Genomic DNA, 12,712 nt, shown 5'->3' with positions numbered 1-12,712 from the left:
CTTGTCCCCTCTTCCTTTTGGCCTATCGCCTTGTTGGCCTATCGCCTTGACTGTTAGACCTCACTCTAGGAAGCGCCTCGGACATCTCACCGAGAACACAACTCAAAATAGAACACCTGTTCTAACAGGCATCTTTCGCGCCAATCTTCCTCCAACGCCTCCCCCGGCAGTGGCACTATTGAAGCCATGCCCCAGGACACGCCCCGCACACCCTCCGCCGCCGATTCCCCCATGCGCGTGTCCGTGGTTCCCGCCACCAATCGCCACTTCATCACCCGGCTCGACGAGCTCATCGATATTCACCTGGCGGCCATGGACTATCCAAACGAGACGCACGCCCAGCGCAAGTCGCTGTGGTTCTACAACGGATCCCAGCCGGACTTCACCTGCAGCATGGCCCTCCTCCACCGCGCGGAGGAACAGCCGGATCCGGGTAACGCCCGCCAGCGCTGCGTGGGCATCGGCTTTACCTTCCGCGGCTCCCCGAACACCTGGTGGTATCGCCAAGTCGCCCGCGGCCTAGTGCTTAACGGGCACTCCCGCGCGGAGGCCACCCGGATACTGCATGCCTACGCCGAATTATCCGAAATACATGTGCTTCCACCGGCGCAGGGTGAGGGCGTCGGCACCACAATCCTGAACGACCTGCTAGAGCGAACGCCACAGAACACGGTGATGCTCTCCACACCCGAGGTGGAAGGCGAGGCCAACGCAGCCTGGCAGCTTTATCGCAAGGCCGGGTTCACCGATGTGCTGCGGAACTTTAAGTTCCCGGCGGACCCCCGGCCGTTCGGTATCTTGCAGCGCACACGCAGCTAACGCACCATGTCGTGCCCCAGCCCCGGCCCCCACGCCGGAGCCATGCCCAGGTTGTGCAGGACCTCCTGGGTGGCGCGCACGTTATTCATCGTCATGAAGTGCAGATCCGGAACTCCCTCGGCAATGAGGCGCTCGGCCATCTCAGTGGTCACCTCGATGCCGACCTCGCGGATGGCGTCGCGGTTTGCGACCTCGTCGCCGGCTGCAGCATCCAGCAGGCGTTTCTCCAGCTTCGGTGGCAAAGCAGCACCCGCCAGCTCCATCTGGCGGCGCACACTTCGCAGGGATGTGATCGGCATCAGCCCCGGAATGATCGGCTTCTGCCCATGCTCCGGATCCGCCTTCGCCAGACGATCGCGCAAGCGCAGATAGTGGTCCACATCGAAGAACATCTGCGTGATCGAGTACTGCGCCCCGGCGCGGAGCTTGGCCAGAGTGTATTCCGTGTCCTGTTCCAAAGAACCCGTGCGGTAGTGGCCTTCGGGGAAGCTGGCGATGCCGATATCGAAGTCGGCGCATTCGGGCATCTCGCGGATCATGTCGATCAGTTCCACCGCATAGTTCAAGCCACCGGGGGTGGGCACCCACTCGGCATTTGGATCCCCCGGCGGGTCGCCGCGCAGCGCCAGCAGATTCGTCAGCCCCAGCGAGGCATAGGTGCGCAGCATGTCTTGCAGCTCTTCCTTGGTGTGCTGCACCAGCGTCATGTGCACCAGGGTTGTCAGCGGCTTCGTGCCCAGGCGCTCGGCGACACGCAGGGTGCGCTCGCGGGTACTGCCGCCGGCGCCATAAGTTACCGAGGCGAAGCTCACACCGAGGTCGTGGAATGCCTCGGCCGCGTTCCACAGGCGCTCTTCGGCCGCGTCGTCGCGCGGCGGCATGAACTCCACGGAGAACGGAACGCGCCCGGGAGTGTAGAGCGAAAGGGACTGGGATACGGCAACCTGCCTGCGGATACTAGCCATACCCAAAGATCATATAGACAGAGCTGTCCATTTCAAGACTTTGGCCTACATTTGGCATTTTCCCTGCGCGCGATCACCCCCGCGGCCTGTCCGTTCGCTCACCCGTTTCGCCGGCCCGCCACGGTGGCGTCACCCCAGCACTACCGTTGTTCGCACTTGTCGCGCGAGCCCTTAGAATAGAGAGCCATGAGTACCGATGAGCTGGCCGCGCACCCCTGGCGCCTCGATTCCCCACTGTCCGCAGTTCCGTCCGCCGTCGATGCCCAACTAAAGGAGTACCTGAACCGCTCCCAGGAGGAGTTCTCCCACATCGGTCCCCTCGTCGGCGGCGCCATCACGGTGCTGCGCGACTTCATCGTCAACGGCGGCAAGCGCGTCCGCCCTACTTTCGCCTGGGCAGGCATCCGCGCGGCGCTCGAAGGCGGTGGCGGTTCATCGCCGGCTGCGGGTATCGACCAGGGCGCCATCTTGAATGCGCTGTCCGCCTTCGAGTTCATCCAGGCCTGCGCCCTCATCCACGACGACATCATCGACCGCTCCGATACCCGACGCGGCTTCCCCACCGCCCACCGCACCTTTGAATCGAAGCACCGCGAACGCGGCTGGCTGGGTTCCTCCGAGCACTACGGGATCAGCCAGGCAATTCTCATCGGCGACCTCGCCTTTGCCTGGGCGGATGACCTGTACAACGGCTCGGGGCTGAGCACCACCGCGCTGCAGCGGGCACGCCCGGCCTGGCGGGCAATGCGCACCGAGGTGATCGGGGGCCAGATCCTGGACATTGCCCTGGAAGCCAACGGCAGCGAAGACGTTGCGGATTCCTTTGCCGTGATCAAGTACAAGACGGCCTCCTACACCGTCGCCCGCCCGCTGCACATCGGCGCCGCACTGGCGGGCGCCAACGAACAGACTCAGACCATGCTCCGCAATGTGGGCCAGGACATCGGTGAGGCCTTCCAGCTGCGCGACGATCAGCTGGGAGTTTTCGGCGACCCGGAGGTCACCGGCAAGCCCTCCGGCGACGATCTGCGCACCGGCAAGCGCACCACCCTCATCAACGAGGCATTGCAGCGGGGCGATGAATCCCAGGTCGCGGCCCTCCGCGAGGGGCTGGGCAAGGGCGAGGAGTCCGCGGAGACGGACATCGAGCGCCTCCGCGACATCATCTACGACACCGGCGCGCAGGCCGAAGTGGAGAAGCTGATCGAGGCGCGCACGCAGCGGGCCATCGAGTCCCTGCGCGCGGGTGGTTTGGGTGCCGACATCACTGCGGAGCTGACCCAGCTGGCGGAAGAACTAACGCACCGGAGGTTTTAAATGAAGCTATCCACCCGCTCTGCCGACGGTCGCCGTCACCTGAGCCTGCCCAGCCCCTTGGTTCCCATGACGCGCCCCACGATGCGCAAGCGCCTGCCCGGCAACGGCGAGCGCGTGGTCGTGATCGGCGCCGGGCTGGCAGGGCTCTCCGCTGCCCTGCGGTTGCGTTCCGCGGGGCGCGAGGTCACCGTCATCGAGGCCGCCAACGCCGTGGGCGGCCGCTGCCGTAGCGAGCAGCTGACCAGCGCACACGGGGACTTCGTGGCCGACACCGGTGCCACCGTGCTGACGATGCCCGGCCTCATCGAATCCGCCGTGGCCTCCGTGGGCATCGACTTGCGTTCCGAGACCGCCGCCGAGCAGCTGGGCCTGGAGCGCCCGTGGGCACCCCAGCGCCTGGCCCCGGCCTATCACGCGCAGTTCGCCAGCGGCCGCCACGCCGAAGTCTTCGCCGACCGCGATGCGATGGTGGCGGAGATCCGCCGCTTCGCGGATTCCAAGGGTCTGGATCGCACCGCCACAGACGAGCTGGCCGCCGGTTATCTGGCTCACCGCGAATGGTCGCAGAATGTCTTCAGCGCCAGCTTCGAGAACTTCCTAGCCGCCGACTTCGACGGTGCGCTGGATCTGCTGTCCACGCCCGCTGCGGCGTCCGACCTTAGCCACCTCGGCTCCCTCGGCGCCTTCGGCAGCCTCGGCAAGGCCGCGGCACGGCACATCCCCGACACAGAGCTACAGCGGTTGTTTACCTTCCAGGCGCTGTACGCGGGTGTGGCGCCGAAGAATGCGCGTGCGGTCTACACCGTCATTTCACACATGGATACCTCCATGGGCGTGTTCTACCCGGGCTTTTCGATGAGCGAAGTGCCGGAGGTCATGGCCGCAGCATTGCGGGCCGCCGGCGGGCGCATCATCACCTCGGACGCAGTCGAGCACGTGGACTTCTCGGAAGACCTCATCACAGGCGTGCGCACCCGCTCCGGCGAATACATCGGCTGCGACGCAGTTGTGGCCACCCCGGATCTGCCGGTGGTCGGCGAGCTGCTCACCCGTTCCGGCCGGGAAAGCGCGCTGATCTCCCGCTCCTTCGCCCGCCGCATGTGGCGCAAGGTCGCCCCGCTGCGCTGGTCCCCTTCTGCCGTGGTGATTCACGGCAGCATTCCGACGGAAGTCTCCGGCCGGTGGGAGTCGCAGCGCCACCACACCATCAGCTTCGGCGAGGCATGGGACGAAACCTTCCGCGAGATCACCGCCCCGCACGGTCGCGGCAAGCTAATGAGCGACCCGTCGTTGCTGCTTACTCGCCCGGCGCGCACCGTTGCCGGCCGTACCTTCGGCGGTGTTGTTGAGGGTGACGCCACGTCTCCCCGCGCGGGCGTGAGTACGGGCACTGGCACGGGCGCCTACGAACCGCTGAGCATCCTCGCCCCGGCGCCGAACCTGCGTTCGGCGGATATCGACTGGGAGAACGTCACGGATCCTTACGTCCAGGAGCTCCTGGGGGTGTTGGAGGCCCGCGGCTACACGGGCATTGCCGAGCACTTCCGCGCCGCCCGGGTGGATACCCCGGCCTCGTGGCAGGACGACCACGGTTTCGGCGCGGGCAGTCCGTTCGCGTTGGCGCATTCCTTTACCCAGACCGGCCCCTTCCGGCCTCGTAATGCCCGCGCGTTCGGCGTGGATAACTTGGTGCTCGCCGGCTCCTCGACCACACCGGGCGTGGGTGTGCCTACTGTCATCCTCTCCGGCGCGCTGGCTGCCCGCCGCATCACCGGCGGTGGTGTGCTGTGACGGCGGCCGCGGAGGGCTTTGCGGACAAGGCTCGTTCCTGGCTGCAGTCGGTGGGCTACAGCCGCGCCGTCTGGATGGGGCTTATCGGCAGCATCGTTTTGACGATCACCTCCCACAGCGTCGGTGCCGTGCGCTCGCGCGGTGGCATCATGCAGGTCATCGGCCTGAGCTCCTTTACCTTCGGCCATGCCGCAGGCATGGTGACGGTCGTGATGTGGTTCGCCCTGGCGGCGATGGTGCTCAGTTGGATCATCGTCGGGCGGCACATCCTCGTGCGTGGTGAGCCGCTGCGCCGCTCTGCCATCGCCGCCTGGATCGGCCCATTGGTGCTGGCCGGGCCACTAATGTCGCGGGACATTTACTCCTACCTCATGCAGGGCACGCTGGCCCGCGATGGCTTCAACGCCTACGAGGTCGGCGCGGCGGCCAACCCCGGCCCCCTGCTGTTCGAGGTCAGCGCCGACTGGCGCAACACCACCACGCCCTACGGCCCGCTGCACATGGGAGTGGGCCAGGCCATCACTTCCGTCACCGGCGATAACATCACCGCCGGCATTTTCGCCTTCAAGTTGCTCTCCATCGCGTCCGTGCTGGTGATGGCCTGGGCAGTAGCGAAGCTCGCTACGCATCTGGGCATCCGGCCGGACGTGGCCGTCTGGCTGGGTGTGTTTAACCCGCTGAGCGTGCTGCACCTGATCGGTGGCATGCACACCGAGAACATGATGATGGCTTTGGTGCTTCTCGGCTGCCTGTGCGCGGTGAAGCTGCAGCCGGTTCGTGGTGCCCTGGCCGCATCGGCGCTGATCGGTGTGGCGACTGCCCTGAAGGCCACGGCGTTTATTGCCCTGCCGTTCGTCGTATGGATTCTGGTCGCCCGGGTGGCAGGGGCACTGCCCTACTCCGCGGGTAAGGCCCGCTGGCTGCGCCTTGCAGATACGTGGCGCCGCTTCGGCACGCTGGTGTGGGCGGGGCTGGTCAGCGTGCTGGCATGCGTTGGCATGCTGGCGCTCGTGACCATCCTGACCAACCAGACGTGGGGCTGGGTCACGGAGGTCACCGGCAACTCCAAGGTCATCAACCCCCTGGCCCTGCCGTCCTTTATCGCCTCCTCATTGGAGCCAGTACTGTCGCGCATCAACGACGACCTGACTTTCAACGTGTTGGTGGATGCGATCCGCCCGGTCAGTAGCGCCCTGATGCTCCTCGGCCTGGTCGCCACCTGGTGGCTGTTCCGCCACGACGAGCACACAGCGTTTACCGGCATGGCCGTCGCCTATGCGATCACCTGCGTGCTCAACACGGTGACGCTGCCGTGGTACTACACCGCGCCCCTGGCGCTAGTGGTGCTGGCCAGCCAATCTCGCATGGTCATCTACCTCACCAGCGTGTTCTGCATGTGGGTGACCTTCATGTTCGACGGCGGCGGCAACAACCGCTTGTACGCACTGTGGTGGGTGCTCGCCTTCGCGGCGATCTTCGCCTGGGTGGTACAGGCCTGTCTGGAATTCCCACCCCGTCGCCAGCCGCAGGCTAAGCAGAGTCAGCCGCAGGCTAAGCAGGGCCAGCAGCAGACACAGTGGGCTATAGAATTGCCATCGCCTGCGCCCGACGCATCACCTCGCGGGCAAGGTGACCGTGCAGAGCGTCCACCGGGCGCCCCGGCAGAGAGTCGTCCTCAGTAAAGAGGTAATCCAGAATCTCCGCGTCGGAGTAGCCGCCGTCGCTCAACAGGGCGATCGCCCCGGGGACGAAGCGGTTCAGCTGCCCGTCCTCGTCCAGGAAGCGGGCGGGAACGTGCCGCACGCGGTCGATCTCGACTGCCAGCAGCTGCTTCTTGCCCAGCATGTCCATGACCTTGGTGACAACCAAGTTCATTCGCTCCGCGACTTCTGGTAGGGTCAGAACCTCTTCACCAGCGGGAACGCCGTTCACTGGCTCCGCGAGCACGCGCCCCTGCCCCTCCTGGCCAGGGCGTGCGCCAGAGCGTGTAAAGGTGCCGTGATCTTCTGCGTGCTTGTTTTCTTTACTCACGGTGGCCACTGTAGCGCGTGGGCGTCAATAAGAGTCAATAGGAAACGAGTAGGGCGCGCACCAGGCTAAACGTATAATGACACGAGTACCACTAGAATAATTCCGTAACACTGAGCACAACTACACACAAGAACATCTCTTGTAACCCCACGCTTAGACCGAAAAACCGCTAGACAACCGCTAGAAAACGAGGCTGAAACTAGACGTGAGCGAGCTACACCCCGGAGACCTGCTGGAGTGGCGCTACCGCATCGGCGCCCAGATCGCCCGCGGTGGCATGTCCACAGTCTATGCAGCCATCGACACGCGCCTGGACCGTGAAGTGGCGGTCAAGGTGATGGATCCGACGCTCGCCCGCGAACCCGCCTTCCGCACCCGCTTCGAGCGCGAGGCCCGCGCGGTGGCGAAGCTCAGCGACCCGTCGCTCGTGAATGTCTTCGACCAGGGTGTGGACGACGACTATGTCTTCCTGGTGATGGAGCTGGTCGAAGGCGGATCGCTCCGCGAACTGCTGAAAGAGCGCGGCCCCATGCCGCCCCACGCCGCCATCGCCGTGATGCGGCCGGTGCTCACCGCGCTATCGATCGCCCATGCCAAGGGCATGATCCACCGCGACATCAAGCCGGACAACGTGCTGATCAGCGACCGGAACCAGGTCAAGCTCGCGGACTTCGGGCTGGTGCGCGCCATCAACAAGGCGATGGGCGACCCCACCAACGCCACAACATCCGTCAACGGGCAGGTCATCGGCACCGTCGGCTACCTCTCCCCGGAGCAGGTGCGCGGCGAGAATCTGACCCAAGCCAGCGACGTGTACTCCGCCGGCATCCTGCTGTTCGAGCTGCTCACCGGGCGCACGCCGTTCAAGGGCGGCACACCCATCGAGACGGCCATGGCGCGCATCAACCGCCCCGTCCCCGCCCCCAGCACGCTGATGCCCGACATCCCGTCGGAGATCGACGAGCTGGTCTTGCGCGCCTGCCACCGCGACCCCACGCAACGCTTCGTGGACGGCGCCGAGTTCCTGGAAGCCGTAGAGCAGGCCGCCGAGGACCTCGACGTGCCCGATTTCCAGGTGCCCGCCCCCACCGAGTCCGCCGTGCGCAGCGCATTGGCGGGGACCGACTTCGGCGAGCGCACCCCGTGGGACGACGAATCCATGTCCACCCGCGCGGTCGTCCTACCCCAGGAAAATCGCGCCCGGCCGGGGACGCACCACACTGCCGTCACGCAGTTCCAGCCGGAAGGCCGGCCGGGGTACGCGGAGCGGCCGGGCGAACCGGGCGAAGGGCTGCTCCCCCACAACGCCAACGCCCCGCACACCAACCCGACGCGCACGCAACACCAGCCGCACGCGCCGTATGCACAGCACGGCCCGGCGCCACATAACCCGGCACCACATAACCCGGCGCCGCACGCGCAAAACCGTCACGCAACGCACCGCCCGGGGCCAGCACGGCAGGTGCCGAAGCTCAGCAACAAGTCCCCGGTGGCGACGGTCTTCTGGATCGTCCTCCTCATCGCACTGGTCATTGGCATGGCCCTGGGCGGATGGTGGTTCACCACGGGCCGCTACGGCGAGATCCCGACTGTCATCGGCATGGATCAAGCCACCGCGCAGGCCACTGTCGAAGAAGCCGGCTTCAGTTCCACCTTGGACGAGCGCTACGACAACCAGGCGGAGAAGAACACCGTCATGGGCACCGATCCCGCCAAGGGACAGAAGGCCGTGCGGGGCTCCGAGGTGGCGGTGCTGCTTTCCCTCGGCAAGCCGACGGTGCCGGACCCGGGCACCAACTCGAGCCTGCAGTACTACACGAATAAGCTCACCGACCGCACTCTCAAGGTGAAGAAGGGCGACGACGTTTACTCCGACAAAATCGCAAAAGGCCACGTCGCGGAGGTTCAACCCGCCGCCGGAACCGAGGTGAACACCGGATCCACCGTCGAGGTGCGCATGAGCAAGGGCAAGCGCCCCGTCACCGTGCCTGGCGTGAAGGGCCAGGAGCGCGACCGCGCGAAGAAGACCCTGGAGAAAGCCGGGCTGCAGGTCGCGGAGGAAACCGAGGAGTTCGACAAGGACATCCCCGCCGGCCAGGCCATCCGCACCGACCCGAAGGAAGGCGCGGAGGTCGAGTCCGGCACGGAGGTTACCCTGGTGCTCTCGAACGCGATCGAGGTGCCGGACGTTAAGGGTCTTTCTGTTGATGACGCCCGTAAGGCTCTGCGGGAGGCCGGCCTCAACCCGGTCGATGGCGCCCCCGTGGAGGACTCTTCCGAGGATTCCGGCGACGTGGCAGAGCAATCGCCTGGCGCAGGGGAACTCTTGGATCCATCGAAGAACACGGACGTGGAGATCCGCGAGTCCACATCCCAGCGCGTGCCGTGGGTTCTGGGCCTCACTGGGGAAAGGGCTCGGGAGAAGCTGGAAGACGCGGGCTTCGAGGTGGAGATCAAGGGGGATCCCAACGGCTTGGTTCTGGGTCAATCCCCCGGCCCCAGCTCTCGTAGCCACCGCGGTGCCGTGGTGACGCTGACCACGGTCTAAAAGCTCGCGCGCGGCCGGAGCGTGCGCGCCAGCTGAGTGCTGGCTTGGGCACGCCCGGGGCTGATACCGGCGCCCGGGCGCTTAGCGCTTTAGTTGCGCAGCATCTCTGCAACCAGGAACGCCAGCTCCAGCGACTGCTGGGTGTTCAGGCGCGGGTCCACGGTGGTGGCGTAGCGCTCCGGCAGATCCAGGTCCGTGATGGACTGGCCGCCGCCGACTACCTCGGTGACGTCCTCGCCGGTCAGCTCCACGTGGATGCCGCCCGGGTGCGAGCCGATCTTGCGGTGCACCTCGAAGAAGCCCTGAACCTCGTCGATGATGCGGTCGAAGTCGCGGGTCTTGTAACCGTTGTTGGAGGTGTAGGTGTTGCCGTGCATCGGGTCGCACTGCCAGATGACCTTGTGGCCGGTGGCCTCCACTGCCTCGACAATGGGCGGCAATGCCGTGCGGATCTTGTCGTAGCCCATGCGGGTGATCAAGGTCAGGCGCCCCGGGGTGTTGTTCGGGTCCAGCTGGCGGACGTAGCCGACGGCCTCCTCCGGGGTGGTCGTCGGGCCGATCTTCACGCCCACCGGGTTGGCGATCAGGGAGGCGAAGCGGATGTGCGCGTCGTCCAGGCCGCGGGTGCGCTCGCCGATCCACACCTGGTGTGCGGACAGGTTGTACAGCGCGTCGTTGCCCTCTTCGTCGTGGGCCAGGCGCAGCATTGCGCGCTCGTAATCCAGCACCAGCGCCTCGTGGGAGGCGAAGATGTCCGCGGAACGCAGGCTCTCGGAGGTCACGCCGCAGGCGGACATGAATTCCAGGCCGCGGTCGATCTCGGTGGCCAGGGCCTCGTAGCGGGCACCCGCCGGGGAGTTCGTCACGAACTCGCGGTTCCACTCGTGCAGCTTGTACAGGTCGGCGGTGCCGGAGTTGGTCAGCGCACGCACCAGGTTCATCGCCGCGGAGGAGTTTGCGTAGGCGCGCACCATGCGGGACGGGTCGTGGGCGCGGGCTTCCTCGGTGGCCTCCACACCGTTGACCAGGTCGCCACGGTAGTTCAGCAGACCGTTGGAGTCGCGGTCCGCGGAGCGCGGCTTCGCGTACTGGCCGGCGATGCGGCCCATCTTCACCACAGGGGTGGAGGCGCCGTAGGTCAGCACGACCGCCATCTGCAGCAGGGTCTTAACGTTGCCGCGCAGGTGCGGCTCAGTGTTCGTCTCGAAGGTTTCGGCGCAGTCGCCGCCCTGCAGCAGGAAGGCCTTGCCCAAGGCCACGTCGGCCAGCTGCTTCTTCAGCTTCTTAACTTCCGGGGCCACCACGATCGGCGGCACGGATTCCAGGATCTTGCGCACGCGACCCGCGTGGTCCGGATCCCAGCTGGGCTGCTGCTTCGCGTCGCGGGACAGCGCGTCTTCTAATTTCTCCGCCATGTCCGCGGGCAGCGGCGGCAGATCGGGGAGTTCATCTAACGGTGCATCAATAGTCCAAGCCATAGGCAGATCATACTGTATGTGGCCTGTTCTATTGCCATTTAGGTCTCTTTCAGCTGCGCGGGGCGCCACGGCTGCGGCCCTTGCGCTGAAGCCCCGACGGCGCGATTAGGACTGCAGGGCCTCCATGGACAGGCGGTACTTCACCACGTTGAAGCGGGCGTCCGCCAGCGCGTCGTGCGCGTTGCTCGGGCTCTCGGGTAGCCGCGGGCGCCCGGCCATCTCCCACAGTTGCTTGAGCTCGTGGGTAAAGCGCGGCAGGTCGGAGGGCAGGCCCGTCATGTCGCCCCACAGCTGAGCCAAGGCAACGTGGTCGTAGGCGCCCACCCAGGCCCACAGTTCGGGCCGGTCACTGGGCTTAGTGCGCCCGCGGCCAGCACGCTCGGGCACCAGGAATTCGTGCAGCTTAGTGCGCAGCGTCGCGCGATCCATCCACGCCTTGTCGGAGCGCGGCGGCAGCAGTGGCAGCACGTTCTTCTTCACCCACTGCCCCGCCCGGTGTTCGTTGAATTCGGTGGAGACCGCGTAGAACTCGCGGCCGTCCTCCGCCACCACGCCGATGGAGATCAGGTCGATCGTGGAGCCGTCTTCGATGAATTCTGTGTCGTAGAAGTAGCGCACGATTGTCCAGTGTAGATCCCTTTGGGCCGCGCTAGGCCGATGGGGCTCGGTCGCCGCCTGCGGGCGCATTGTTGCGGGATTGTTGCTGCTTTTCTTGTGGACGCCGCAGTGCCGGCGGGAACAGTACCCAGCCCAGGTAGGGAGTCTTGCCGATCGCATAGCCGATTGCGGAGGCCACCACGCAGGCGCCGATGCCCCACCACAACTGCCCGGCCACGGTGCCCAGGAAGGACAGGGTTTCCGGGTGCGCCTCGGCCAGCGAGCCTGCAATTCCGCCCAGCAGGAACAGGCCCAAGGGGTGGAAGACGTAGACCTGCAGAGTATTGCGGCCGACGAACAGGAACAGGCGGTTTACAACTGGGATGGCACAGATCCAGACGGCAACCACAATGGCAAACGGCAAGGCAGCCAGGGAGCTCACGAAGCCCGTACCCAGGGTCTGGGCTGCAACCGTGGGCGTCCACTCGCTAAAGATCGTCTTGGACAGCGTGCGCGACAAGAACTCGGAGCCGAAGAACAGTGCCGCGCTGCCAATAACCACCCAGGGGCGGAAGGCCTCTCGGGCGAGGCGGAAGAAGAAGTCACGGCAGTGTAGGCCGATGAAGAACATCGGGGCGTACGTCAGCACCTGGCGGAAGAAGATGTCCTCTCCGCCGCCCAGGAAGGCTCCGACGACCAGCGGGATGCAGGAGACCAGGATCGCCAGCCACGGTGGCTGCTTGCGCAGCGTCCAGGCGAAGATGTTGTAGAGCATCAAGGCGTAGAGGAACCAGAGACCCACGTTGCCCAGCACCATAGCTTTGACCAGGCCGAACCAGGAGAAGTTGTTGTCGATGCTCATGCGCGTCAGCGCATGGAACGGATTGAAGACCAGGTAGGGCACCAACAGGAACCACAGTCGGCGGTACCACAGGTCGGCGAAGGTGCGTTCTAGGATGCGGTGCGCGAAAAGCCCGGAGACCAGGAAGAACAGCGGCATCCGCAGCGGGTCGAGGAAGCTGGAGAATTGGCCGAGTCCCGTGTCCTGGCCACCGGGAACACCGGTGACGACGTGCATGATGCACACGCCAATGATGGACAAACCCTTGGCTGCATCAGCCCATTCGACTCTCGCTTTAGTTGCCATAATTCTTATAACAGAATCA

10 protein-coding genes are annotated in these 12,712 nt (G+C 65.5%); 5 read left to right on the top strand and 5 right to left on the bottom strand.

Features of this window, described 5'->3' with window-relative positions:
* Window positions 1-186: 186 nt before the first annotated feature.
* The gene (locus tag HMPREF3166_RS09265) at window positions 187-819 is read left to right on the top strand and encodes a GNAT family N-acetyltransferase (protein WP_051876276.1); all 633 of its coding nucleotides are present in this window, start codon (window positions 187-189) and stop codon (window positions 817-819) included.
* Here the strand turns inward: HMPREF3166_RS09265 and metF are convergent.
* The gene (metF, locus tag HMPREF3166_RS09260; protein ID WP_034986504.1) at window positions 816-1,784 is read right to left on the bottom strand and encodes a methylenetetrahydrofolate reductase [NAD(P)H]; all 969 of its coding nucleotides are present in this window, start codon (window positions 1,782-1,784) and stop codon (window positions 816-818) included. The genes HMPREF3166_RS09265 and metF overlap by 4 nt on opposite strands.
* A gap of 186 nt (window positions 1,785-1,970) precedes the next feature.
* Between metF and HMPREF3166_RS09255 the strand changes: the two genes are divergently transcribed.
* Genes HMPREF3166_RS09255 through HMPREF3166_RS09245 form a run of 3 tightly spaced genes read left to right on the top strand, consistent with a single transcriptional unit; the run spans window position 1,971 to window position 6,574 of the window.
* On the top strand, window positions 1,971-3,101 hold the full coding sequence (locus tag HMPREF3166_RS09255) for a polyprenyl synthetase family protein (RefSeq protein ID WP_070488974.1): 1,131 nt from the start codon (window positions 1,971-1,973) through the stop codon (window positions 3,099-3,101).
* A complete protein-coding gene (gene crtI / locus HMPREF3166_RS09250) occupies window positions 3,102-4,892 on the top strand; it encodes a phytoene desaturase family protein (RefSeq protein ID WP_070488971.1) in 1,791 nt (596 codons plus the stop codon).
* On the top strand, window positions 4,889-6,574 hold the full coding sequence (locus tag HMPREF3166_RS09245; protein WP_070488969.1) for an alpha-(1->6)-mannopyranosyltransferase A: 1,686 nt from the start codon (window positions 4,889-4,891) through the stop codon (window positions 6,572-6,574). The genes crtI and HMPREF3166_RS09245 overlap by 4 nt, the downstream gene beginning before the upstream one ends.
* On the opposite strand, the gene HMPREF3166_RS09240 is transcribed toward HMPREF3166_RS09245, so the two are convergent.
* On the bottom strand, window positions 6,474-6,839 hold the full coding sequence (locus HMPREF3166_RS09240) for an Rv2175c family DNA-binding protein (protein WP_049049577.1): 366 nt from the start codon (window positions 6,837-6,839) through the stop codon (window positions 6,474-6,476). The genes HMPREF3166_RS09245 and HMPREF3166_RS09240 overlap by 101 nt on opposite strands.
* 289 nt (window positions 6,840-7,128) lie before the next feature.
* Here HMPREF3166_RS09240 and HMPREF3166_RS09235 point away from each other — a divergent pair, with 289 nt between their 5' ends.
* Entirely contained in the window at window positions 7,129-9,471 is a 2,343-nt protein-coding gene (locus tag HMPREF3166_RS09235; RefSeq protein ID WP_070488963.1) for a PASTA domain-containing protein, read from the top strand.
* An 89-nt stretch (window positions 9,472-9,560) separates the two neighbouring features.
* Here HMPREF3166_RS09235 and HMPREF3166_RS09230 read toward each other — a convergent pair whose 3' ends face one another.
* The 3 genes from HMPREF3166_RS09230 to HMPREF3166_RS09220 form a co-directional block, all read right to left on the bottom strand.
* Window positions 9,561-10,949 (bottom strand): class II 3-deoxy-7-phosphoheptulonate synthase, encoded by a 1,389-nt coding sequence (locus HMPREF3166_RS09230; protein WP_035005483.1) that lies wholly within the window; start codon window positions 10,947-10,949, stop codon window positions 9,561-9,563.
* Window positions 10,950-11,054: 105 nt separating this feature from the next.
* Window positions 11,055-11,567, bottom strand: a complete 513-nt coding sequence (locus HMPREF3166_RS09225) for a polyadenylate-specific 3'-exoribonuclease AS (RefSeq protein ID WP_034986490.1) — start codon at window positions 11,565-11,567, stop codon at window positions 11,055-11,057.
* 31 nt (window positions 11,568-11,598) lie between these two features.
* Window positions 11,599-12,693 carry an acyltransferase family protein gene (locus HMPREF3166_RS09220; protein ID WP_070488960.1) on the bottom strand — a complete coding sequence of 365 codons (1,095 nt, stop codon included), beginning with the start codon at window positions 12,691-12,693 and terminating at the stop codon, window positions 11,599-11,601.
* Window positions 12,694-12,712: the final 19 nt, after the last annotated feature.

The sequence above is a fragment of the Corynebacterium sp. HMSC08A12 genome (assembly GCF_001807485.1).
Taxonomy (GTDB): domain Bacteria; phylum Actinomycetota; class Actinomycetes; order Mycobacteriales; family Mycobacteriaceae; genus Corynebacterium; species Corynebacterium evansiae.
The sequence above is the reverse complement of the archived record's forward strand: the minus strand, read 5'-3'. Positions and strand labels throughout refer to the sequence as shown.

Bases quoted from the DNA above. Each gene is read 5' to 3' on its own strand.
- HMPREF3166_RS09220 (WP_070488960.1), bottom strand. From the start codon at position 12,693: ATGGCAACTAAAGCGAGAGTCGAATGGGCTGATGCAGCCAAGGGTTTG.
- metF (WP_034986504.1), bottom strand. From the start codon at position 1,784: ATGGCTAGTATCCGCAGGCAGGTTGCCGTATCCCAGTCCCTTTCGCTC.
- HMPREF3166_RS09265 (WP_051876276.1), top strand. From the start codon at position 187: ATGCCCCAGGACACGCCCCGCACACCCTCCGCCGCCGATTCCCCCATG.
- HMPREF3166_RS09255 (WP_070488974.1), top strand. From the start codon at position 1,971: ATGAGTACCGATGAGCTGGCCGCGCACCCCTGGCGCCTCGATTCCCCA.
- HMPREF3166_RS09230 (WP_035005483.1), bottom strand. From the start codon at position 10,949: ATGGCTTGGACTATTGATGCACCGTTAGATGAACTCCCCGATCTGCCG.
- crtI (WP_070488971.1), top strand. From the start codon at position 3,102: ATGAAGCTATCCACCCGCTCTGCCGACGGTCGCCGTCACCTGAGCCTG.